This window comes from Salinibacterium sp. dk2585 (assembly GCF_008001035.1).
In the GTDB taxonomy this organism is placed as follows: Bacteria; Actinomycetota; Actinomycetes; order Actinomycetales; family Microbacteriaceae; genus Homoserinimonas.
Genome location: NZ_CP042856.1, coordinates 1877747 through 1900492, shown reverse-complemented (window position 1 = coordinate 1900492; position 22746 = coordinate 1877747). Strand labels below are relative to the sequence as shown.

General features: G+C 68.2%; 22 protein-coding genes. 12 read left to right on the top strand and 10 right to left on the bottom strand.

Features of this window, described 5'->3' with window-relative positions; translation table 11 throughout:
* Nucleotides 1-30: 30 nt before the first annotated feature.
* The 3 genes from FVA74_RS08955 to FVA74_RS08945 all read left to right on the top strand — a co-directional run bounded on the left by FVA74_RS08955 (nucleotide 31) and on the right by FVA74_RS08945 (nucleotide 4278).
* On the top strand, nucleotides 31-2259 hold the full coding sequence (locus FVA74_RS08955; RefSeq protein WP_147721725.1) for a UvrD-helicase domain-containing protein: 2229 nt from the start codon (nucleotides 31-33) through the stop codon (nucleotides 2257-2259).
* Nucleotides 2260-2407: 148 nt separating this feature from the next.
* Nucleotides 2408-3571: an acyl-CoA dehydrogenase family protein gene (locus tag FVA74_RS08950; protein WP_147721723.1), complete on the top strand. Its 1164-nt coding sequence runs from the start codon at nucleotides 2408-2410 to the stop codon at nucleotides 3569-3571.
* Nucleotides 3571-4278 carry an alpha/beta hydrolase gene (locus FVA74_RS08945; protein ID WP_147721721.1) on the top strand — a complete coding sequence of 236 codons (708 nt, stop codon included), beginning with the start codon at nucleotides 3571-3573 and terminating at the stop codon, nucleotides 4276-4278. The genes FVA74_RS08950 and FVA74_RS08945 overlap by 1 nt, the downstream gene beginning before the upstream one ends.
* Before the next feature lie 49 nt (nucleotides 4279-4327).
* On the opposite strand, the gene FVA74_RS08940 is transcribed toward FVA74_RS08945, so the two are convergent.
* Nucleotides 4328-4801, bottom strand: a complete 474-nt coding sequence (locus tag FVA74_RS08940) for a hypothetical protein (protein WP_147721719.1) — start codon at nucleotides 4799-4801, stop codon at nucleotides 4328-4330.
* Between the two features lie 135 nt (nucleotides 4802-4936).
* Between FVA74_RS08940 and FVA74_RS08935 the strand changes: the two genes are divergently transcribed.
* The 3 genes from FVA74_RS08935 (at nucleotide 4937) to FVA74_RS08925 (ending at nucleotide 7864) form a co-directional block, all read left to right on the top strand.
* Nucleotides 4937-6148: a sensor histidine kinase gene (locus tag FVA74_RS08935; RefSeq protein WP_147721717.1), complete on the top strand. Its 1212-nt coding sequence runs from the start codon at nucleotides 4937-4939 to the stop codon at nucleotides 6146-6148.
* The gene (locus FVA74_RS08930; protein ID WP_147721715.1) at nucleotides 6148-6783 is read left to right on the top strand and encodes a DNA-binding response regulator; all 636 of its coding nucleotides are present in this window, start codon (nucleotides 6148-6150) and stop codon (nucleotides 6781-6783) included. Before FVA74_RS08935 ends, FVA74_RS08930 begins: the two co-directional genes overlap by 1 nt.
* A 283-nt stretch (nucleotides 6784-7066) precedes the next feature.
* Nucleotides 7067-7864: a nuclease-related domain-containing protein gene (locus FVA74_RS08925; protein WP_147721713.1), complete on the top strand. Its 798-nt coding sequence runs from the start codon at nucleotides 7067-7069 to the stop codon at nucleotides 7862-7864.
* A gap of 15 nt (nucleotides 7865-7879) precedes the next feature.
* Here the strand turns inward: FVA74_RS08925 and FVA74_RS08920 are convergent, their stop codons facing one another.
* On the bottom strand, nucleotides 7880-8671 hold the full coding sequence (locus FVA74_RS08920) for an SDR family oxidoreductase (RefSeq protein WP_147721711.1): 792 nt from the start codon (nucleotides 8669-8671) through the stop codon (nucleotides 7880-7882).
* Between the two features lie 78 nt (nucleotides 8672-8749).
* On the opposite strand from FVA74_RS08920, the gene FVA74_RS08915 reads away from it, so the two are divergent.
* The gene (locus tag FVA74_RS08915; RefSeq protein ID WP_147721709.1) at nucleotides 8750-9484 is read left to right on the top strand and encodes a lysoplasmalogenase; all 735 of its coding nucleotides are present in this window, start codon (nucleotides 8750-8752) and stop codon (nucleotides 9482-9484) included.
* Between the two features lie 12 nt (nucleotides 9485-9496).
* Here the strand turns inward: FVA74_RS08915 and FVA74_RS08910 are convergent, their stop codons facing one another.
* On the bottom strand, nucleotides 9497-10270 hold the full coding sequence (locus FVA74_RS08910) for a 1-acyl-sn-glycerol-3-phosphate acyltransferase (RefSeq protein ID WP_147721707.1): 774 nt from the start codon (nucleotides 10268-10270) through the stop codon (nucleotides 9497-9499).
* Between the two features lie 158 nt (nucleotides 10271-10428).
* On the opposite strand from FVA74_RS08910, the gene rpsO reads away from it, so the two are divergent.
* Nucleotides 10429-10698 carry a 30S ribosomal protein S15 gene (gene rpsO, locus FVA74_RS08905; RefSeq protein WP_147721705.1) on the top strand — a complete coding sequence of 90 codons (270 nt, stop codon included), beginning with the start codon at nucleotides 10429-10431 and terminating at the stop codon, nucleotides 10696-10698.
* Nucleotides 10699-10781: 83 nt separating this feature from the next.
* Here the strand turns inward: rpsO and FVA74_RS08900 are convergent, their stop codons facing one another.
* Nucleotides 10782-11111, bottom strand: a complete 330-nt coding sequence (locus tag FVA74_RS08900) for a protealysin inhibitor emfourin (RefSeq protein WP_147721703.1) — start codon at nucleotides 11109-11111, stop codon at nucleotides 10782-10784.
* Nucleotides 11108-12160: a M4 family metallopeptidase gene (locus FVA74_RS08895; RefSeq protein WP_147721701.1), complete on the bottom strand. Its 1053-nt coding sequence runs from the start codon at nucleotides 12158-12160 to the stop codon at nucleotides 11108-11110. Before FVA74_RS08895 ends, FVA74_RS08900 begins: the two co-directional genes overlap by 4 nt.
* A gap of 123 nt (nucleotides 12161-12283) precedes the next feature.
* On the opposite strand from FVA74_RS08895, the gene FVA74_RS08890 reads away from it, so the two are divergent.
* Both FVA74_RS08890 and FVA74_RS08885 read left to right on the top strand, forming a co-directional pair.
* Entirely contained in the window at nucleotides 12284-13393 is a 1110-nt protein-coding gene (locus FVA74_RS08890; RefSeq protein WP_147723144.1) for an LLM class flavin-dependent oxidoreductase, read from the top strand.
* Nucleotides 13390-14013 (top strand): FMN reductase, encoded by a 624-nt coding sequence (locus FVA74_RS08885; protein WP_147721699.1) that lies wholly within the window; start codon nucleotides 13390-13392, stop codon nucleotides 14011-14013. The genes FVA74_RS08890 and FVA74_RS08885 overlap by 4 nt, the downstream gene beginning before the upstream one ends.
* A gap of 63 nt (nucleotides 14014-14076) precedes the next feature.
* On the opposite strand, the gene FVA74_RS08880 is transcribed toward FVA74_RS08885, so the two are convergent.
* The 3 genes from FVA74_RS08880 to FVA74_RS08870 all read right to left on the bottom strand — a co-directional run bounded on the left by FVA74_RS08880 (nucleotide 14077) and on the right by FVA74_RS08870 (nucleotide 17876).
* A complete protein-coding gene (locus FVA74_RS08880) occupies nucleotides 14077-15972 on the bottom strand; it encodes a YhgE/Pip domain-containing protein (RefSeq protein WP_147721697.1) in 1896 nt (631 codons plus the stop codon).
* Nucleotides 15969-16658: a hypothetical protein gene (locus FVA74_RS08875; protein ID WP_187266481.1), complete on the bottom strand. Its 690-nt coding sequence runs from the start codon at nucleotides 16656-16658 to the stop codon at nucleotides 15969-15971. Before FVA74_RS08875 ends, FVA74_RS08880 begins: the two co-directional genes overlap by 4 nt.
* A gap of 96 nt (nucleotides 16659-16754) precedes the next feature.
* Nucleotides 16755-17876, bottom strand: coding sequence for a hypothetical protein (locus FVA74_RS08870; RefSeq protein ID WP_168220098.1), 1122 nt, complete (start codon nucleotides 17874-17876; stop codon nucleotides 16755-16757).
* A 333-nt stretch (nucleotides 17877-18209) separates the two neighbouring features.
* Here FVA74_RS08870 and FVA74_RS08860 point away from each other — a divergent pair, with 333 nt between their 5' ends.
* Nucleotides 18210-20465 carry a polyribonucleotide nucleotidyltransferase gene (locus FVA74_RS08860; protein WP_147721691.1) on the top strand — a complete coding sequence of 752 codons (2256 nt, stop codon included), beginning with the start codon at nucleotides 18210-18212 and terminating at the stop codon, nucleotides 20463-20465.
* Between the two features lie 122 nt (nucleotides 20466-20587).
* On the opposite strand, the gene FVA74_RS08855 is transcribed toward FVA74_RS08860, so the two are convergent.
* Nucleotides 20588-20893, bottom strand: a complete 306-nt coding sequence (locus FVA74_RS08855) for a hypothetical protein (RefSeq protein WP_147721689.1) — start codon at nucleotides 20891-20893, stop codon at nucleotides 20588-20590.
* 120 nt (nucleotides 20894-21013) lie between these two features.
* Between FVA74_RS08855 and FVA74_RS08850 the strand changes: the two genes are divergently transcribed.
* On the top strand, nucleotides 21014-21925 hold the full coding sequence (locus FVA74_RS08850) for an aldo/keto reductase (RefSeq protein WP_168220097.1): 912 nt from the start codon (nucleotides 21014-21016) through the stop codon (nucleotides 21923-21925).
* Between the two features lie 10 nt (nucleotides 21926-21935).
* On the opposite strand, the gene FVA74_RS08845 is transcribed toward FVA74_RS08850, so the two are convergent.
* Entirely contained in the window at nucleotides 21936-22607 is a 672-nt protein-coding gene (locus FVA74_RS08845) for a TetR/AcrR family transcriptional regulator (RefSeq protein ID WP_240792181.1), read from the bottom strand.
* Between the last annotated feature and the right edge of the window lie 139 nt (nucleotides 22608-22746).

The following is a 22746-nucleotide window of genomic DNA, read 5'->3' as shown; positions in this document are numbered from 1 at the left end:
GAGGGCCGGAAATTTCTGAGGGGCTGCGGAGTGATCGAAGACGGGCTGGACCACGAGCGCGACTACGTGTCGGGGCTCTATGCGCGCCTCGACGAACTGAGGGCGGAGGCGGAGCGCCAGCTCGTGGCTGTGCGTGCGCAGGGCGGGGGAGGCACCCACCAGGGGCGCTCGGAGCGCGACACCTTCGCACGGCTCTACGAGGACCGCATCGCGCAGCTGCGCGACGTGACCGAGCGTCTCGCCTTTGGGCGGCTGCAGCTCGAAGCATCCGGTGATGCGGATGACCCAGCGGACCGTTACATCGGTCGCATCGGCCTGCGCGACGAGGAGCAGCGCCCCATTCTGCTCGACTGGCGTGTGCCGCAGGCGAGCGCGTTCTACCAGGCGACTGCGGCGACCCCGCTTGGGGCGCGGGCGCGACGCCACCTCATCTCCCGGGGCCGCGAGGTCGTGCGCATTGAGGACGAGATCTTCGACTCCGAACTCCTGAGCGAGGGCGGTGGGCACCAGGGGGAGGGCGCCCTGCTCGCGGCGCTCGGCGCCGAACGCACGGGCCGCATGAACGACATCGTCGCGACCATCCAGGCGGAACAGGACCGCATCATCCGCTCCGACCTCGCCGGTGTGCTGGTCGTGCAGGGTGGCCCCGGCACAGGAAAGACGGCCGTGGCCCTGCATCGGGCCGCCTACCTCCTCTATACCCACCGCAAGCGCCTCGGCAACTCCGGTGTGCTCATCGTCGGGCCCTCGGCCTCGTTCCTCCACTACATCGAGTCTGTGCTGCCCTCGCTCGGCGAGACGGGCGTCGTGCTCGCGAGCCTCGGCGGCCTCATGCCCGGCATCCAGGCGACGACGAACGATGAACCCGCTGTCGCCGCGCTGAAGGGCCGCGGAGCGATGGCGGAGCTCATCGCGCGTGCCGTGCGCTCCCGCCAGCGGGTGCCGGCGGCCCCCGTGCCCATGGTCGTGAATGGCGACACCGTCATGCTCGACCCGTCAACGGTCGAGCGTGCGATCGCTCGCGCGCGGGACACGCGCAAGCCATACAACGAGGCCAGGGTCACCTTTGTGAAGACCGCCCTCGGGGAGCTCACGAAGCAGTGGGCCGCGCAGCTGCGAGCGCAGGGCAACACGATCGACGGTTCCGACCTGCCGATGCTGCAGGAAGACCTGCGCACGGCGCACGACGTGCGGGTCGCCCTCAACACGGCATGGTTGCCCCTGACGCCCCAGAAGCTGCTCCAGGACCTCTACGCGCGGCCACAGTGGCTCGCCGAGCTGACCCCCAACTGGTCGGATGCCCAGCGCGCGCTCCTTCGCAGGCACCGCGACGCTCCCTTCACGGTTGAGGACGTGCCGCTCCTTGACGAGGCCGCGGAGCTGCTGGGCGAGTTCGACGCCGTGGACGCCGCCCGCAAACGGGAGGAGAAGCAGCAGCGCAAGCGCGACATCGAGAACGCCGAGCAGGCGATCGAGAACATGCAGGTCGCAGGGATGATCGACGCGAAGTCGCTCGCGGCGAACTTCGCCGAGACGGGCATCCGCGTGACCACCTCGGAGCGGGCCGGAAGCGACCGCTCGTGGACCTACGGCCACATCGTCGTCGATGAGGCGCAGGAACTGTCACCCATGCAGTGGCGCGTGCTGCTGCGGCGCTGCCCGTTGCGCTCCTTCACGATCGTGGGGGATATCGCGCAGGGCTCAGCCGCGAGTGCGGCACCGACCTGGCGGCAGGCGCTTCGCCCGCTCGTGGGCCGCAGTGCGGAGGCGTCGCGCTGGCGCCTCGAGGAGTTGACGGTCAACTACCGCACCCCGAGCCAGATCGCCTCGGTCGCTGAGCAGTTCGCGATCGACCACGGCCTGCCCGTGACGCCATCGAAGGCCGTGCGCAGCACGCCGTGGCCGGTCGAGTTCACGGGCGACGTCGTGACGGCGGTCGAGACGATGCGTTCGGAGTCGACCGCGGGAACCATGGCAGTCATCGTCATGGAGGGCGCGCTCGAGTCGGTGCTTGCGACCCTCACCGCACGCTTCGGCGACCTTGTCTCGCGTGGCTCCGAGAGCCTCCTGACCCCGATCGTCGTGATCTCGCCGCAGGACTCGAAGGGCCTCGAGTTCGACTCGGTCGTCGTCGTCGACCCCTCAGGCATCGCTGCTGCTCCCCGGGGCGTCAACGCCCTCTACGTGGCGATGACGCGGGCAACGCAGCGCCTCACGATCGTGGGAGAGTTGCCCGCGCCGGGCGAGCAAGCACGCTAGCGCAGCATCCCAATCACGCTCTGCGCGACGATGAAGAGCACGAGTCCACCCAAGAGCAGGTAGGTGCTGTTCACCCGCCTGCGCAGGCGCTGGCCTCGTGGGGCGACGAGGTCGACAGCGCTGTCGGCCGGCGTGGGATGCTGGGAGGGTGAGTATCCTGCCTCCGAAGCTGCTCGAGACCATCCGTGCGCGGGCGGACAAGCACGACCGGGAGAACTCCTTCCCGCACGATGACCTCCGCGATCTCGCCGAGCTCGGGTACCTGCGCATGCTGGTGCCTAGGAGCTTCGGCGGGCTGGGGATGTCTCTCCCGGAGGCGACGCGCGAGCAGGCTCGGCTCGCCGGCGCGGCCCCGGCAACGGCGCTCGCCGTCAATATGCACCTCGTGTGGACCGGGGTTGCCAGGCTTTTGCACGAGCGGGGCGACACGACGCTCGACTTCGTGCTGCGGGAGGCGGCTGAGGGCGAGATCTTCGGGTTCGGAATCAGCGAACCGGGCAACGACCTCGTGCTGTTCGGCAGCATGACCACGGCGGAACCGTCCGCCGACGGCGGCTACCGCTTCACGGGCACGAAGGTGTTCACGAGCCTGTCGCCCGTGTGGACCAGGCTCGGCATCTTCGGCAGGGACGATTCCGGCGCGGAACCCCAGCTTGTGCACGCCTTCGTGGAGCGCGGATGCGAGGGCGTCGAGATCCTCGACGACTGGGACACGATCGGCATGCGCGCCAGCCAGAGCAACACGACGCGGCTCGTGGGCGCCTACGCGCCGGCTGACCGCGTGTTCGGGCAGCGTCCGCTGGGTCCGTCGGCGCATCCGCTCGTCTTTGCGATCTTCGCCAACTTCCTGCTGCTGCTCGCCTCGGTCTACGCGGGGATCGCGCAGCGCGCCCTCGAGCTCGGGGTCGAGGCTGCGAAGTCGCGTCGCTCGCAGCGCACGGGGCTGACGGCCGACCAGAGCCCCGACACGCGCTGGAAGCTCGCGGATGCCGCGCTCGCACTCGACGGCTTCATGCCGCAGCTCGAGGCGGTCGCTCGCGATGTCGATGAGGGGACCGACCACGGCGACCAGTGGTTCCGCGCCCTGACAGGGGTCAGGCTTCGGGCGACAGAGACAGCCAAGTTCGTTGTAGAGCAGGCCGTGCGTGTGTCGGGAGGACGGTCGTATCGCAATGGCGACGAACTGGGCCGCCTGCTGCGCGATGTGCTCGCGGGTGCCTTCCACCCGAGCAATGAGGATGCGGTTCACTCGACCGTGGCCACGGCACTGCTGGGGCCGCTCGAGCAGAACTCGACAGGAGAGGATGACTGATGTCAGAAACGCTTGAGGTCGACGATTCGCTCGTCGTGTGGTCGGAACCGAAGGAATCGCTCGGGGAGCGCCCACTTGTGGTGTTGTTGCACGGTCGCGGCTCGCACGAGCATGACCTGATGCAGCTCGCCCCCGTGCTCTTGCCGGGCGTCGTCTATGCGGCCCTGCGTGCACCCCTGCCGTTCTTCGGTGGCGGATTCACGTGGTTCCCTCCCGCGCAGCCGGGCCTGCCGTCCGCCGAGGGCGTTGCGACGGCGACGCGGGGCATCCTGGCCTGGCTTGACCGCCTTGCGCCTGCTGGCCCGGTCGCCGTGCTCGGATTCAGCCAGGGTGGTGCCCTCGCGACGCACCTCATGCGCTTCGCGCCCGAGCGTTTTGCCGCCTTCGTCAATCTCTCTGGTTTCGTCGTGCCGGGGGAGTGCCCCGCCGATGAGCGTCTCGCCGAACTGCGTCCCCCGCTCTTCTGGGGGCGTGACGTGGCTGACCCCGTCATCCCGACGGAGGCGACGGATGCCACGGAACGTTGGTTGCCGGCACACTGCACCCTGACGCGGCGCCGCTACGAGGGGATCGGGCACGGCATCTCGATGGAGGAGGTCGAGGACGTGCGGGAGTTCTTGCGCGAGCGCGTGTTCACGGCTCCCGGGTCCACGGACGCCCAGGCCGCAAAGGCCGATACAGCACGCACCGAGACCACGCGCGACTGATCCGCGCGGTGGCCCCGGCCGCATGCTGCATCCGCCACGAGGGAGCGGATCAGCGGAGGAACGATACGCCGAGCGACGCGAACACGCCGAAGGCGACACCCCAGATGATGATCGAGATGATCTGCCACAGGATGACCGCGTTCCTGGATGCTCCGAAGGAGACCATTGCCGCGGAGGTGATCTGGCTCGGCAGGATCGTCTGGCCGAGCAGGCTCACTCCCGCCACTCCGTAACGGTCGAATGCTCGCCGCAGCTTCTGGCGCCGAGGGGACGCCTCCCTCTGGTCCTTGCCTGCCACCACCCGTGATCGCAGCTGGTGCGCAGAGACCACGACGATCACCATCGAGATCACATTGCCGACGATTGCGGCGATGATGGCCACGGCGGGAGTGATGCCTGCGAGCACCCCGATGGCTGACCCGAAGTAGGACTCGACGAAGGGAATCGCCGCAACGAGGGCAACTCCGATCCACTGCATGATGGTCGGGAGACTTGCGACGAAGTCCTGGAGTGCGTCGTACATTTGGTGCCTTTCCGTTGGGGTCGACTCCATCCTTTCCGGGAGCACAGAGACCCTGTAGTGCCCACGTGTCATGAGCTCCATGGGTCGAATCGCTCGGGCGGCCGTGACATTTGTCACTGCCATACGCTGGGGGCCATGCGATCAGCGGAATCACCTCCAGCCAGGAGTGTCCACACCACCTGGCTCTACACCCTGGGCTCGATCGTGTTCTTCTTCGTCATCCTGCAGGGCGACGTCATCGTCGTCAGCCTGCAGGCCGTGGGGACGGCGCGCACCGCGGGAGACCTCCCCTGGCTGCTGCTGTCCATCGGCGTCATGGCGCTCGCGCTGGTCTCGGCCGGCATGCAGATCCGCTACTCCTGGTTCCTCCGCGCCGGCCTGGCGGGCGGACTGCCGCGACCTCCTCGCACGATGCTGCTCTGGGTACCACCAGCGCTCATCTGGCCCCTTGGGCTATTCCTGCCCGAGCTCACCCTTCACGCCGCGCTGCCCCTGTGGATGAGCGTCAACCTCGTGGCGCCGCTCCTGCGCCCACTCGAGCGTTGGGCGCTCATCGGGGGTGGAGCCTTGCTCACGGTCGCGCATCCGGTTCTCGCCTGGCTCGTCTTCGGCCACTCGTTCGCGCTCGCGGAGGGGCCGGGCTCCTTCCTGATCTTCAGCTACGGTGCCCTGCTTCCCGTCATGGTGCTCACCGCGCTCTGGTGGTGGCAGGTTGTCGTCGAGCTCGACCGCCATCGCCGCGCAAGCGCCGAGCTCGCTGTCGCGAGGGAACGCCTGCGGTTCGCATCCGACCTCCACGACATCCAGGGGCATCACCTGCAGGTGATCGCGCTGAAGGCCGAGCTGGCCGAGCGGCTGCTCGACGCGGAGCCGGAGACGGCGCGCGAGCACATCCATGAGACACGGATGATTGCCAGGCGAGCACTCGAGGACACTCGGTCCCTCGTGTACGGCTATCGGGATGTCGCCCTCACCGTCGAGCTTGAGAACGCCCGCGAGGTGTTGACGGCGTCTGGCGCCCAGTGCGACCTCGACGTGGGGGCGCAGCCTCTCGACCCCGAGGCCCAGCGGGCCCTTGCGATGGTCGTGCGCGAGGCCACCACCAACATCCTGCGTCACTCCTCGGCAAGCACGGTGTGGATCCGGCTGCGTGATGTTGCCGGTGGCACCGAGCTGCTGATCGGCAATAACGGTGCGGATGCGGCGGCATCAGGGCAGGGGAACGGACTCACGGGCCTGCGCGAACGGCTCGCCGCGGTCGGTGGCCAGCTGGACGTCGATGCCCGCCCGGCGGCGGGGGAATTCGAGCTCCGTGCGTTGGTCCGCGCAATGGAGATGGCCGAGTGATGGACCAGTTGCGCGACGCTTCCGAACCGAAGCGAATCCGGCTGCTGCTTGCCGACGACGAGCATCTGATCCGCGGTGCGCTGGAGGCCTTGCTCGGCCTTGAGCCTGATCTTGAGATCGTGGCGAGTTGCGACAACGGCCTGACGGCGGTCGAGCGTGCGATCGAGACGAGGCCGGATGTCTGCCTTCTCGACCTGGAGATGCCCCACGCCGACGGGGTCGAGGCGGCGGCTCGCATCCTGACCACCGTCGCGACGAGGGTGGTCATCGTCACCCGTCACGCGCGACCGGGGGTCCTGCGACGAGCGCTCGCGGCGCGGGTGTCTGGTTTCGTGCCGAAGTCGACTCCCGCATCCGAACTCGCCGACGTGATCCGCAGCGTTGCGGCGGGTGGACGATACATAGACCCGGAGATCGCAGCCACCGCGTTGACTGCCGAGCGCTGCCCCTTGACTGACCGGGAGCTCGACGTGCTGCGCCACAGCCGGTCGACGATGAGTGTGCAGCAGATCGCCGACGCCCTGCATCTCGCGCCGGGCACGGTGCGCAACTACCTCTCGACCGCGATGGCGAAGCTCGACGCCCGATCGCGCCATGATGCGGCGGAGAGGGCGTGGGAGCAGGGCTGGATCTAGCGAGCTGCATCGCCGTTAACGGACTCATCGCCCGGTGCGGCACTTGGTGCGGCTCTTCCGGGCGATGAGTTGTTCTGCATCAAGCTTGCGCCTCCCAGCAGGGGGAATCAAGCCTTTCCCGCAATAACTTTCCTCACCCCGAGGTGCCGGGTGTCGTCCCCCGTCAAGGGGATACCGCAAACCCCCGGCTCGGGCGATGCTGTTGGCACGGGTCCCGTGTGGTCCCGTGCCGGGCGACCCGACGCGCGGGGCGAGCACTCCACCATCGGTTTGAGACGGGTCCATGACTGACGACGACACAGCGGCTGCCGTGCGTGCCGACTGCGGTGCCATCCGGAGCTTTCTCGAGGCACAGTCGACGGTTGCGTCTCGCGGCTGGCTGGCCCGTCTCCTTGGACGGAGCCCCCTGAGCGTCGAGAGCCGCTCGTGGTTCTGGGCCGCGGCAGGCGAATTCGAGGTGTGCCGCAGCCTCTCGGGCCTGCACACCCCTTACCTCGTGCTGCATTCGGTGTCGGCCAGCTTCGAGGGGCACCCGATCGACCACGTCGTCGTCGGCCCCGGCGGAGCCTTCGCCGTTCACGGGCTGTACGCGGCAGGGGAGGAGGTCGTGGTGTCGGCGCTCGGCCTCCGCGTCGCCGGGCATCCCCTGCCCGAGCTGCGTCGTGCTCGGCACTCCGTCGGGGCCGTCGAGCGCTGCCTCGCGGAGGAGGCAGGCGGCGAGGTACGCGTCACGGGCGTGCTGGCCCTGATCGATGCGGGGGCCGTGACCATGACGGAGCGCCCGCTCGACGTGGCGGTCGTGGACGCCGGGGCACTCTCGAGGTGGATCCAGCGGCAACCACGCACGCTCTCAGACGAGCGGCTGGCCGAACTCGTGCAGGCCGCGTCGCGGCCTGCGACGTGGGCGCGCGAGGGGACTCCCGGATGTGTCGACCCGGCAGACACGGCGACATTCACGCGGGCGCGCACCGAGGTCCTCGCCGCACGCCTGACCCGGCAGCTGTGGATCCTCGCATGTGCTGCGATTGTGGGGTTCGCGATCGTCGCCCTCGTCCTGGCGCGGATCCTCTCGGGCGCGTGAGCGCGGCTGGGCCCCTCAGCGACGCGGCTTGAGCGCGCCCGCCGCCACGAGGCGATCGGGGAGGAGGCGTGACGCGGCGACGATGAGCTTGTAGCGCATGCTCGGCACGACGACGGCGCGGCCGCGGCGCGCCCCGGCGAGCGCTGCGCGCACGACGCGGGGCGGGTGCAGCCACAGGGGCGAGGGGATTGTGTCGGTGCGCACGCGCATCCGTTCATGGAACTCGGTGCGCACGAACCCGGGGGCGACGGCCGAGACGGTGACGCCGTCGCGGCGGTATTCGAGGTTGGCCCAGCGGGTGAAGCTCAGGACCCACGACTTCGCGGCCCCGTAGCTTCCGCGCGGCGAGTATGCGGCGACGCTCGCGACCGTGATGATGGTGCCCTCGTGCCGCGCCCGCATGCTGCGCAGGGCCGCATGAGCGAGTCGAAGTGGGGCGGTCACGAGCACATCGAGATGCCTCTGCTCCTCCTCGATGTCGTTGGCGTGGAATGGCCGCGTGAGGCCGAATCCCGCGTTGTTGACCAGCATCGAGATGGGGGAGGCCTCATCTGCGAGGCGCTCCGCGACGCGGTCCACCTGCGAGCGCACGGAGAGGTCGGCGGGCAGCACCTCGACGTGCACGCCATGCTCGGCCGCGAGCGCCTCGGCCGTCTCGCGGAGCCGAGCCGCGTCGCGGGCGACGAGCACGAGGTCGTGGCCGCTCGCGGCCAGCTGCCGGGCGAATTCGAGACCCAGCCCGGCGGTCGCGCCCGTGATGAGGGCGCGACGGGCAGTGGTGGCTGCGTCGTGGAGTCTCGGGCACATGATGGGTTCACGCTACTGCGGATGCGCCGCCCCGGGGCCGGGGCGCGCCACTCGCCGTGACGACGCTACGCTTCGGGCATGAAGATCGCCCCGCGGAACCGCGTTCTGCTCGCTTTCGCGCCCTATGCCGTCGTCGGCGCCGTGCACCTGGCGGCGCTCGCCGCTGTCGCGGGGGGTGCGGATGCCGCTGCGCTCGTCGCCGTGACCAAGCCGCTCCTCATGCCGCTCCTGCTCCTCGCGTTCCTCCTCAACGCTGCTGGCGCGCGGCGGTCCGTCATCCTGCTGGGCGCGGCGGCGATCACGCTGTCCTGGGTCGGCGATGTCGCCCTCATGCTTCCCGGCGAGGGTTGGTTCCTCGCCGGGCTCTGCGGGTTCCTGGTGGCCCATGTCTTCTACGTGCTCCTCATCGTGCGCCACCTGACCGTCCGGAGGCTGCCGCTCGTCTCTCTCGCCTACGTGGGCTGGTGGATTGCGCTCGTCGCACTCCTTGCACCGCATGTGGGCTGGCTCGTCTGGCCGCTCGCCGGGTATGGGATCGTCCTCGGGCTCATGGCGGTGTCGGCGACGCGCGCGATCGTGCCGGTGGGGCTCGGCGGCTTTCTGTTTCTCTTCTCCGACACGGTGCTCGCGGTCGCCCGCTTCATGCCGAGCGTCGAGCTGTGGCAGCCGGGCTTCACTGTCATGCTCACCTACATCGCGGGGCAGGGACTCATCATCGCCGGCGCGGTGCGGCACCTGCGTGCCGAGCGCGGGGCGGCTCGCGAGCCTGTGTCTGCGGTCTTGCCCGTCATCCGGGTCGACAGCCTCGGCTGAGCGCAGCGAAGTTCACCTCTCGCGTGACTCGCGTTCGAGCCGGCGCCGGTGGTCGCGTTCGGCATCCGCTCGGGCGGCCTCGTCCGGCGTGGGCGCCGTGCCACCGCGTTCGCGGGGCTGCCACCACTGCCCCTCGCCCGAGTCGGGGTAGCTGTCCTGCGCCTGGGTGACGAGCCGCCGCAGTTCCTCCCGCAGCGCCTCGGTGCCGCTCTTCGCGTCATCGGCCGGCGACGGATGCATCGCTCTCCCGATGGCAAACGACACGGGCACGCCGAAGCGATCTCTCGTGCGGATGCGACGGTTCTTCGTGAGCAGGCGGTGGCCGCCCCAGACGGCGACGGGCACGAGGGGCACCCCGGCCTCGGCTGCGAGGCGCACGGCGCCCGTCTTGAGCTCCCGCACGGTGAACGATGCGCTGACTCCGGCCTCGGGGAAGACCCCGATGAGTTCACCCCGGCGCAGCGCCGCAACCGCATCGGCGTAGGCATTGGCACCCGCCTCCATGTCGACTGGAATGTGGCGCATTCCCCGCATGAGCCAGCCGACGACGGGCTTCGAGAACACGGATTTCTTGGCCATGAACCGGATGCGCCGCCTGTTGTGGCGCCAAGTCGCCCACTCGACGAGGGCGAAGTCGAGGTAGCCGAAGTGGGTCATGGCGATGACAGCGCCTCCCGTGTCCGGGAGGTTCTGCGCACCCGTCACGAGCGGCTTCAGCCGGAGGGTCGAGAACAGGGCGCGCCCCGCCGTGATCGCCGTCGTGTAGATGGGTTCTCTGCTCTTCACCCGGCCCACGCTATGCCAGCGCGATCCGAGTGGGCTGGGGCGCGGGCGGAAGGCAGCGGTGGTAGACTTGCGCAGTTGCCGTTAGAACGGCCGCGGATAAAGAGAGCCGGCACATCCTGTGACCGGCACCGCGCAACGAGAGGAAGGGGATCCCATCTATGGCTCTTGAATCAGACGTCAAGAAGGCGATCATCGAAGAGTACGCGACCCACCCGGGTGACACGGGTTCCCCCGAGGTCCAGGTTGCAATGCTGACGCAGCGCATCAAGGACCTCACGGAGCACCTCAAGGAGCACAAGCACGACCACCACTCGCGTCGTGGCCTGCTCCTCCTGGTCGGCCAGCGTCGTCGACTCCTCGGCTACCTGCAGGACATCGACATCAACCGTTACCGCTCGCTCATCGAGCGCCTCGGCCTGCGCCGATAGGTACACGTCGATAGCCTCTGGAGTCGCGAGTCGGTCTCCCCTTGGGAGTCTCCGATGACACCGCGATCTTCTTGGACGGGCCGTCACCTTCGGGTGGCGGCCCGTTTCTCGTCTCCGTTGCCGTCCCCCTCGGCGCGCACTCGCTCGAGCAGGTCCTGCCATGGCCCTGTGAACTGGCCTTCCGGCACCTCGCACTGCCAGTAGGGGCGCTCGGCCGTGGGTGGCTCGCAGGTCACCTGGTAGACGAAACGATCGCGCTGGCCGGTGTCGCTCGCCACCTCGTCGCGCGGGATGCGGGTGAGCAGGTCCTCCCATTCAGGCTCCTGCGGGTCGATGACGGCACTCCAGCGCCGGGTGAGCCCGGCGAAGCCGCCGCTCCGCACGATTGTGAGCTTGACCTCGTGGTCGTTCACAGGGGCACCCCCACGGTGTTCCAGCCTTCCCGCACCGCGCGAGTCTCGGGGGAGTCTGCTCCGTATCGCGCGCCGGCTGCGTCCACGGTCGCGGTCGCGAAGACGGGAAAGGTGACGGTGCGGCTGAGTCGTCCTGAGGTGAGGGTGTCGTACCAGACCTGGCCGGCCCGTTCCCAGGCGTTGCCGCCGATTGCGATGGCCGCGAGCGCGAATGCGCGGTTGGGGATCCCCGAGTTGAGGTGCACCCCGCCGTTGTCGTCGTTCGTGACGATGTAGTCCCGCATATGCGCGGGTTGCGGGTCGCGGCCGATGACATCGTCGTCGAAGGCGGTTCCCGGCTCGAGCATCGACCGCAGGGCGCGGCCCTGCACGAGCGGGGTGAAGAGGCCCGCCCCGATGAGCCAGCTGGCCTCATCGCTGCCTTGGCCGAGCGCATACTGCTCGACGAGCGCGCCGAAGACGTCGGAGACCGACTCGGCCAGCGCTCCACTCTGGCCCTGGTACTCGAGCCCCGCTGCATGCTGCGTGACGCCGTGCGCGAGCTCGTGGCCGATCACGGTGAGCGAGCGGGTGAAACTCTCGAAAACCTGGCCGTCGCCATCGCCGAAGACCATACGGCTGCCGTCCCAGAAGGCGTTGTCGTAGCGATCGCCGTAGTGCACGACGGCGTCGAGTCGCATGTTGTGGTCGTCGATGGATGCGCGCCCGAAGGCGTCAAGGAACATCCGGTGGGTGTGCCCGAGGCCTTCGTGCGCCTCGTCGACGGCGGCATCACCGCTCGGCGGGTCGCCCTCCTCCCGCACAACGCGACCCGGCAGAGTCGTGGTGCGCTCGGCGTCGTAGATGGTGCGGCGCGGGGCCGCGATGCCGTGCATCCCGGGGGAGGGTGCCTGCGTGTCTGTCGAGGCCGGCACTTCACAGCGCTGGCGGCGCACGGGTCCATCGACCAGGAGCGAACGGCGCGCGGATTCCGAGGCGGCCGCATAGCGAGGGTCATCGCTCTTCGCGATACGGGCCAGGAGGTAGGGAGGTACGACGGGGCAGCGCATGCCCCGATACTCGCACCCGCCCCTGTCATTGAGAAGGTTCGCGACGTGGGAATATCTGGGGCATCCGAGCGTTGGCACTACTACATGCAAACGTATCGAAGCAAGGAGCAGGCCATGGGGCAGATGCAGTTCGGCATCTTCAGTGTCGGCGACATCACGACCGACCCGACGACGGGCCACACACCCACGGATGCCTCGCGCATCAAGGACATCGTGCGCATAGCGCAGCACGCAGAAGAGGTGGGCCTCGACGTCTTCGCGATGGGGGAGCACCACAACCCGCCGTTCTTCCCTTCGAGCCCCGTCGCGATCAACAGCTGGCTTGCCGCGAAGACCGAGAAACTCATCCTCTCGACGGCCACGACACTGATCACGACCAACGACCCCGTGCGGCTCGCGGAGGACTACGCGATGCTCCAGCACCTCTCCGACGGGCGCATGGACCTCACGCTCGGCCGCGGAAACACGGGCCCCGTCTACCCGTGGTTCGGCGAGGATATCCGGCAGGGCATCCCGCTCGCACTCGAGAAGTACGCCCTCCTCCGCCGACTCTGGCGCGAGGACTTCGTCGACTGGAGCGGCCAGTTCCGCACCCCGCTGCAGGGCTTCCAATCCACGCCGCGCCCGCTCGACGGTGTGCCGCCCTTCGTCTGGCACGGCAGCATCCGTAGCCCTGAGATCGCCGAGCAGGCGGCCTACTACGGAGATGGCTTCTTCGCGAACCACATCTTCTGGCCCGGCTCGCACACGGCGAAGATGGTGAACTTCTACCGCCAGCGCTTCGAGCACCACGGTCACGGCAGCGCCGCGCAGGCGATCGTCGGCCTCGGCGGGCAGGTCTTCATGCGAACGAACTCCCAGGACGCCGTCAAGGAGTTCCGCCCCTACTTTGACAACGCGCCCGTCTACGGCCACGGCCCGAGCCTCGAGGAGTTCACGTCGCAGACGCCGCTCACGGTCGGCAGCCCACAGGAGGTCATCGACCGCACGCTCGGTTTCCGCGACTACGTGGGCGACTACCAGCGCCAGCTCTGGCTCATGGACCACGCGGGGCTTCCCCTCAAGACGGTGCTTGAGCAACTCGACCTCCTGGGCGGCGAGGTGGTGCCGGTGCTTCGCGAGGAATTCGCCAAGAACCGTCCGGCCCACGTTCCGGATGCCCCGACGCACGACGCCCGCACGGCGGAGTCCGCCGTGCGTGAGGCCGAGGAGAAGGCGGAGGCCGCATCATGACCGTCACACGCCGTCTCGCCGTCGTCTCCGGCGGGCTCAGCCAGCCCTCGTCGACGCGCATGCTCGCGGACCGGCTCACCAACGCCACCGTCGAGGAGCTGAGGGCGCGCGGCACCGAGGTCGATCTCACGAGCGTCGAGCTGCGCGACCATGCGCGCGACCTCACGAGCATGATGCTCACGGGCTTCGCCTCACCGGCGCTTGAGGCCACGATCGACGCCGTCACGGGCGCCGATGGCCTCATCGCCGTCAGCCCCGTCTTCAGTGCCTCCTACAGCGGTCTCTTCAAGTCGTTCTTCGACGTGATCGACCCGGCATCACTGGAGCGGATGCCCGTGCTGTTGGGGGCCACGGCCGGCACCCAGCGCCACTCGCTCGTGATCGAGCACGCCATGCGCCCGCTCTTCGCCTACCTGCGCGCCGAACCGGTCGCGACGGGTGTCTTCGCGGCGACTGACGACTGGGGTTCTGGGGCTGGCGGCGAGCTCGCCGCCCGCATCGAGCGAGCCGCACGCCAGCTGGCCGACCGTATGGAGGCGAAGGGCCGCACAGGACTCAACGCCGATCCCTGGGGTTTCGGCGCTGCCGCGAGCGTGCTCGACGACGTTCAGCGCAGCTGACCTGCCCGCTTGCCGGGCCTGGCCGCCCTGCACGCCGAAACGGCGCGGCGGGAGGGGCGGCGCCTAGCCGATGAGGCTCGGCTCCAGGTCGGCCAGGGTGCGCACACGCGTCATTCGGGTGACGCCGAGGGCTGCTACAGCGAAGGCGACCAACAGCCAGGCGGAGATGACGAGAGCGTCCAGGACCGCTTCGCCCATGTCTCCTCCGTACATCAACTGTCGCAAGCCGTCCACCGTGTACGACATGGGGAGCAGGTGGTGAATGAAGGCGAGGGGTGGTGGCAGGGTCTGCCAAGGGAAGGTTCCGCCGGCCGTTACCAGCTGGAGCACCATCATGACGAGGCCGATGAATTGCCCTACGCTGCTCAACCAGATATTCAGGGCCAGGATGATGGCAGCGAAGGTTGCGGACGACAGCGCCATCAAGCCATAGGCGCCCCATGGGTTCTCGACTCGGAATCCCAGGACGACGGCGACAATGATGAACAGGCCGACCATCTGGAGCGCACCGATGAGGGTCGGTGTGAGCCACCCGGCGATGGTGATCTTCACGGGCGAATGCAGCGCCGTGACTGCGCGCTGAGACACGGGCTTCACAATGAGGAACAGGGCGTAGATCCCTATCCAGGCCGCCAGCCCCACAAAGAACGGCGCGAGTCCCGCCCCGTAGGTTCCCGCCTCCGCAACGGCCGAGGTCTTGACCGTCACGGGGTCCGCAATATTGGCCGCCTGCGCAGACCGCTGCTGCGAGGTTGACTCCGGGATGCGCTCCACCCCCTCGGCCAGTCCGGACTGGAGCGTGCGCACCCCCGAGACGACCTGTGGCAGCCCCGCCGAGAGTTGGGTTGCCCCTGCGTTCACCTGTTCCGCGCCCGACGCCAGTTCGGTCGAGCCGTTGGCAGCCGAGCGGATGCCGCCCACGAGGCTCGGGGCAGCGTCCGCAAGCTGCCGGGCGCCGGCGGCAACCTCGACAGAGCCCGCCGCTAGCGTGCCCAGCTGGGTGGCGGCATCCTGCACTCGCGCGTCACCGGTTCGCACTGCCGTGCCGAGCTCATCCAGAACCGTAAGCACCTCTGCGATTTGCTCGGGGGTCAGCCCCGACGATTGAAGCCGCCGCTCGATCTCGTTTCTGGTCGGATCGAGTCGCGTCACGACATCGCGGGAAACGGCTGCGACTTCTCCGCCCAGGGCGGAAAGGCGCTCGTTGCCCGCCGCCACTTCACCGGCGCCGGTCGCAAGCTGCTCGCTTTGTGCGGGAAGAGAAGACGTGGCGGCGAGCAGTTCGTTCAGGCCGCCGCGAAGTGAAACAGAACCGACCGCGAGCTGCGTGGTGCCCGCCGCCAGTTCATCCGCGCCGCGTGCGGCTGTCTGGGTGCCCTCCAGGAGTTCGTCTACGCCCTCCGTGGCAGTGACAAGGCTCGTGCGGATCGTGGCAAGCCCGCCGAGGAATCGTGCTGCGGCCTCCTTATTGATCTCCTGCACGATCTCGTCCCTGACCGTCTTCACCGCCTGTTGCCCGATCGTCGTGCCCAGGTAGCTGTTCGCGTCATTGGTCGTCAGGAGGACCTCCGCTTTGCGGGGGGCGTCAGTTTCCGATGAAGCCACGCTCTCTGAGAAGTCGGAGGGAATGGTCACCACGAAGTCAAAGTCCTCCGCTCGCACGCCGCGGTCGGCCTCCTCAGCCGATACGCGGTGCCAGTCGAAGGTTCCCGCATCGAGAATCCGCACGGCGATCTGGTCGCCGTAGTTGGTCTCTGTTCCGCCGGAATCCACTCCCTCGTCCTCGACGACCAGTGCAACGGGGATCTCGGCGAGCCTGCCGTAGGGGTTCTGATTCGCCCAGAGGTACATGCCGCCGTAGAGAAGGGGGACTATGCCGAGGGCCAGCAGAGCGAGAAACGCCATCGGCTTGCGCACGAGTCGGCGAAACTCGGCAGCGATCATGGCGGGGATTTTCATGGCGAGACCTCCGGCTCCTCGGACACAGTGAGTAGATGTCGCCGCGAGGGCGGGGGCGCAGCCGCTGGCGCAGCCTGAACGACGTCGCCCGCGCCCGCCGACATGCCGAGGGCGCTCGCCGAGGCCACGCCGGCGATCACCAGGACGGCATAACCGCGCGACGCCAGTTCGTTTGCCCGATCCCACCAGGCGGCTGGGTCGCCACCGTGTCGATCCGGTGCCGTGAGGACGATGCCCTCGACGTCCTCCCTCATGACGGCAAGCTCGGTGAGCAGACGGATCCGAACTATCGGGGGCACTGTGCCGATGGTCCAGGATCGCCACTGTTCCACCCCGAGTGGGCCGAGTGCGCGCCGTGTTGCGCGGGGCCCAGCCGGGAGCCCCGCGAACATGAGTTCTTCCGCTACCACCGTGTATACGCTGACCTCCGGCGAGGGGTCGTTGACATCGGGGGCGTCGACGAGAGCGACTCGCGCGCGCAGCGAGTGGGCGTCCTGGGCGTAATCGATCGTGACGTGTCCGGTGTCGGGTCGCATCCGTCCGGATGCAATCAAGCCCAAGACGCTCGGCCGCTGTGCAGTCTCGGCGAGCGCGAGAGTGGCACGTCCGCTCTGGAACTCAACCGAGATCTTGGGCAGCGCGGATTCGTTCCTGCCCTTGCTTACCTCGTTCACCGCGATGAACATGCAACCTCCCGGAGCCGTGTCCCTCAACCTGGTCGGGGGCAGGGTCAGTGTAGGTCTGCGAAATCCGCGCGGGTAGGGTCCTAGTTCCGCCGGGTGTTACTCCTGCCCGCGCGGCACCTCGAAGCGCAGGAGCGCCGCGATTCCGGTCTTGCCGGGCAGCTCGCTCTTTCGCACGGCGCGCACTCTTCCGCCAGTGCGCAAAACCCGGATCGCAATCTCATCGAAGAGCCCGACGGTGGTGCCTCCTGCAGATGGGGCGGGGGTCACCGTGCCCTCCTCCGAGATGAAGCCCTCGCTGTCGTCGCCCACGTCGAAGAGCATCTCCTCAACGGCACCGGCACTTGCCGCCCGCGCGATCTCGTTGAGCTTGACGCTCGCCCGACCGTGATTGAGGCGAGTGCCGAACGTCTCCCGCCACTCCGCGAGCTGTCGGTCGTTGTCTCTCGCCAGCACCGCCCGAGCGGCCGCGTCGAGTTCTTCGAGGGTCAGGGACGAAGGGTTGATGTCAAGCCCCTCCTCCAGCAGCCGCGGGTAGGTGTTGGCCTCCCGATAGGCAGCGGCAACATCGTTAGCGGCAGCCAGCACGACTGGCGCCTCCCGCCCCTTGATGGCCTCGGCGACGGCGTCTTGCACTATGCGGCAGTATTTGCGGAGCTCGATCTTGTCGCCCGTTGCGCCCCGCGCTCGCGTGCGGTCTGCGTCACCGTCGTTCTCGGAGTGCTGCAGCACACTGTGGATGTCGTCGGGCAGGCCCAGCGTGACCTCGCTTGCGGCGACATCCGCCGAGATGGCGACGAGGCGCGCTGATCCCTCCGTTACGGCTACGGCGTACCCCTTCCTGGCCAGCGTGAGTGACCGAAGAAGCGGTCCCACATCGAATCGCTCGCCCACGCAGACTCGCGGTGGAACAGTGGTCCGTACGCGAAACTCGCGGGCGAACTCCGGCGAGGCGAAGACGACGGCGCCCTGGGCGAGATGGGTCCAGAAGTCGCCCTCCACCACGTCGTCGAGGTTGCGGCGCACGGCGGCACGGGCATCCGTGCCCACGCCGGCGGCCTCAAGTTGCCGCTCGGCCTCGCGGACCGAGTTCTTGTAGTCGAGCCGCAACCGTTCGACCTCCGAGGCGACAGGAGACGTCGGCATCGAGATCATGACGCTCGCAATCGAGCGACGGTCGGCCAGTTCTGTGATGTCTTCGAGTGTCGGTGTGGCCATCATGCCTCCACGGTAGGCGCGGCCTGCCCGCCCGTCCTGTGATGCTCATGTGATTCAGAGGGATGCCGCGCGCCCCTGTCCCGTTGAGGGAGTCGCTGATAGACTCCCCAAGGTTGCAGTCATGCGACCAGAGCAAGAAAACAAACGGAGCAGGCCGGCACGAGGCTGGTCACCGGTGGTGAGTTCCCGTTCCCCGCACAGGGGCACGGTGGTTTTCTACTGTTGGCCAGAGCCCGGCGCCCGCGCAAACGCGTGTGCCCCTGACTGCCCGCTCCTGCTCCGATGTATGAGTCGCGCCCACACGGGGGGCGACGTAAAACAAAGGAGAAGCCCTTAATGGAGGGTCCAGAGATCAAGTTCGCCGAGGCCGTTCTCGACAACGGCAAGTTCGGCAAGCGCACCATCCGTTTCGAGACCGGTCGTCTCGCGCAGCAGGCACAGGGTGCCGTTGCTGCATACCTCGATGAAGACACCATGCTGCTGAGCGCGACGAGCGCCGGCAAGCAGCCGCGCGAAGGCTTCGACTTCTTCCCGCTCACGGTCGACGTCGAGGAGCGTTCCTACGCCGCGGGCAAGATTCCCGGCTCGTTCTTCCGCCGTGAGGGTCGCCCCTCGACCGAGGCCATCCTCGTCTGCCGCCTGATCGACCGGCCGCTGCGCCCGTCCTTCGTCGACGGCCTCCGCAACGAGGTCCAGATCGTCATCACCGTCCTGAGCATCGCTCCGGGCGAGTTCTACGACGCCCTCGCGATCAACGCCGCTTCGGCGTCGACGCAGATCTCGGGCCTGCCCTTCAGCGGCCCGATCGGTGGCATCCGTCTCGCGCTGATCGACGGCCAGTGGGTTGCATTCCCGACCGTTGAGCAGCTTGAGGGCGCGGTCTTCGACCTCACAGTCGCCGGCCGTCGCGTCGTCGACGCGCAGGGCAACGAAGACATCGCCATCATGATGGTCGAGGCCGAGGCCACGGAGGGTTCGTGGAACCTCATCCAGGGCGGTGCCATCAAGCCCGACGAGACCGTCGTGGCACAGGGCCTCGAGGCGGCCAAGCCGTTCCTCATGCAGCTGGTCAAGGCCCAGTCCGAGCTCGCCGCGCAGTCGGCCAAGGAGATCCAGGACTACCCGGTCTTCACCGCCTACGACCGGGTCACCTACGACGCGGTCGCTGAGCTCGCGCAGGAGCGCCTCGCCTCGATCTACCAGATCGCCGGCAAGGTCGAGCGCCAGGACGCGGATGACGCGCTCAAGGCCGAGGTCAAGCAGGCCATCGCCGCCAAGGTCGAGGCAGGGGAACTTCCCGCCGAGGCCAACGGCCAGGTGTCTGCCGCCTACAAGTCGGTCACGAAGAAGATCGTGCGCGACCGCATCCTCACCGAGGGCGTGCGCATGGACGGCCGCGGCCTCGCCGACATCCGCCCGCTCGACGCCGAGGTGCAGGTCATCCCGCGCGTGCACGGCTCCGCGATCTTCCAGCGCGGCGAGACGCAGATCATGGGCGTCACGACGCTCAACATGCTCAAGATGGAGCAGCAGATCGACTCGCTGAGCCCGGTCACCAAGAAGCGCTACATGCACCACTACAACTTCCCGCCCTACTCGACCGGTGAGACCGGCCGCGTTGGTTCGCCGAAGCGTCGCGAGATCGGGCACGGCTTCCTCGCCGAGCGCGCCCTCGTGCCGGTGCTGCCGAGCCGCGAGGAGTTCCCCTACGCGATCCGCCAGGTGTCCGAGGCTCTCGGGTCCAACGGTTCGACCTCGATGGGTTCCGTCTGTGCATCGACCCTGTCGCTCCTCAACGCGGGTGTGCCGCTGCGCGCTCCCGTCGCGGGCATCGCGATGGGCCTCGTCTCCGACGAGGTCGATGGCGAGACGCGCTACGCGGCGCTGACCGACATCCTGGGCGCTGAAGACGCGCTCGGCGACATGGACTTCAAGGTCGCCGGCACGAGCGAGTTCATCACGGCCATCCAGCTCGACACCAAGCTCGACGGCATCCCGTCGTCGGTGCTCGACGGTGCGCTCAAGCAGGCGAAGGAGGCCCGCACGGCCATCCTCAACGTGCTTAACTCGGCGATCGACACCCCCGACGAGATGGCGCCCACCGCGCCTCGCGTCATCTCGGTGCAGATCCCCGTCGACAAGATCGGTGAGCTGATCGGCCCGAAGGGCAAGACGATCAACCAGATCCAGGACGACACGGGCGCCGACATCTCAATCGAGGACGACGGCACCGTATACATCGGCGCGGTCGACGGTCCCTCGGCCGAGGCGGCACGCATGGCGGTCAACGCCATCGCGAACCCGCTCAACCCTGAGGTTGGCGAGCGCTTCCTGGGCACGGTCGTGAAGATCGCCACCTTCGGCGCCTTCGTCTCGCTCATGCCTGGCCGCGACGGTCTCCTCCACATCTCGGAGGTGCGCAAGCTCGCCGGTGGCAAGCGTGTCGAGAACGTCGAAGATGTGCTCGGCGTCGGCCAGAAGATCCAGGTCGAGATCACCAAGATCGATGACCGCGGAAAGCTCTCCCTCGCGCCCGTCATCGACGAGGCCGAGCCTGCAGAGGCAGCGGAGGGCGAGTCGCAGGAAGGCTAGTTCTCCAGCGCAGCCCAGCGGATGCCCGTCTCGCGTTCCCCAGGAACGCGCGGCGGGCATCCGTCGTCTGCGCCTGTCCCTTCGTGTGTGCCTGCCCCGCTGGCGCGCTGTCGTGCCTCCGCTTAGGCCGAGAGGATCGTCATCCACGACACGACGCCGAAGATGATCACGATGACGATCGTGAGCACGGCGAGCAGTCCGAGCCGCCAGCGCAGGTGGTTCACGCCGAAGCGGATGGCGACCATCGCGAGATAGGCGATGACGATGGCGACCATTCCCGCCGTCGCTGCGCCCAGCGGCGGCATCTCGCGCATGAACCAGAGCATGACGAGACAGAGTGCGGCGATCACGCCGGCGACGATGAGCCAGGTGCGTCCAGAGTCGCTCGTCAGCGCCTCCTGCCGGGTGACCTTCTGTGATTCAGACATGGTGACCTCCACCTCCCAGCTTGCCACCGAAGCGTGCGGGGCGCTCGGGGGAGTTCAACATCGCCCCTTCGCGCCCGGTAGGGGTGTATGGAACCGTATATCGCCAATAGGTTTGGTCTCATGCGAGCGATCACCGGCACGGGTCTGTCGGTCGCACCCATCGGCGTCGATGGAGGAGTCTTCGGTTGGGTCTCGGGGCAGAAGGAGACCGCTTCGATGCTGGACGCCTTCCGTGACGCGGGCGGCAATCTCGTCTACACCGCCGACCACTTCGCGGGTGGGCGCAGCGAGGTCATGATCGGCTCGTGGCTGCGCTCCCGTGGCTCGGCAGGCATGGTCGTTGCGACCACGATCGGGCGACATCCGGATGCCCGTGGCCTCGCCCCCCGCATCGTCGCCCGGGCGACCGAGGCCTCCCTGCGCCGCCTCGGCGTCGACCGCATCGACCTCCTCACGCTCGACGGAGACGATCCGACGGTGCCGCTGGATGACACGCTCGAGGCACTCGACATGCTCTGCCGTGCCGGCAAGGTAGGGCACGTCGCGGTCCTTGACCATGCGGCCGCCCGCATCCGGGCGATGGATACGCGCTCTGAGGAGGCGAGGTACCCGCGAGTCGCAGCGATTTTCAACGAGTACTCGCTCGTCATGAGGGGCGCGTTTGAGCGGGAGCTGGCACCGTATGTCGCGACGACCGGCACGGCGTTCTTTGCTCGTCGTCCGCTTGCGAACGGGTTCCTCACGGGCCTGTACCGCGACAAGGGCGCCGCTGTCGATTCACCGATCTGGTCGAAAGCGCTCGCTCACATCGATCGCCGCGGCCTCCGTGTGCTCGACAGGCTCGAGGTTGTCGCGAAGGAGCATGACGCGTCTCCCGCCCGTGTCGCGGCCGCCTGGGCGATTTCGAAGCCGGGCGTGACTGCCGCTATCGTCGCGGCGCACTCGACCGAGGAGCTCCTCGACGTCATGCACGCGCGGCAGATGGCGCTGACTCGCCAGCAGGTCGCGGCGCTCGACGCCGCTTCGGACTGATCCGCTTCTGTCAGAAACCCAGGAGGCAGTGGTCGCCGAGCCGGGAGAGGGCGGCAGTCGTGGCGACGGAATCGCCGACATACCCACCGATCATCGCTCCGTCGCGCACGAGAATGAACTCATCCGCTGCGTCGCCGGGCAGCGGATGCGCCGCGAGGCGGAACTGCTCCGAGATGAAGGCCGTGTACCAGTCGCGATGGGTCGTGACGATCATGCGCACGGGGTGCGCGGGATCGGGGAACTCGCTTGCCGCGTTGATGAAGGGGCAGCCGCGGAAGTCGTCGCGCTGCGCGTCGTGTTGCAGGTTCGCGACCAGCGCGCGCAGGGTCGAGGCGCCATCTCCCGCCTCGGCTGCGAGCGCATTGACGGTTGCGACGGCCTCTTCGTGCGCGCACTGCATGTAGGTGAGGATGAGGGCGTCCTTCGAACCGAAGTGCTTGTAGAAGGTCGCCTTTGTCACGCTGGATTCGGCGATGAGCCGATCGATCCCGACCGAGCGGATGCCCTCGTAGTAGAAGAGGCGCATCGCCGTCGCGAGGATGCGTCCCCGGGCTCCCGGGCCCGAGGCAAAGACCGGCGCGGTCGCGTCGGAGGGGATGCTCAGTCCTTGCGGTGGAGTGTCAGTTGAAAGGGCACTCGAGGAGCCGCGCTGCACTGCGCCGCCCGCTTCGTCTATAGCCACAGCGTGACTCCCTCGGGGTTTGGCTAGATGTTCACTGGTGCGAGAGCGGGCTCCGGCGGAATTTCGGGTCTTCCGCCGGAGCACGTCGCGATTCGGGTTCGCGGGTGTGATTCTCGACTATTGCAGGCCCTGGTGCAGG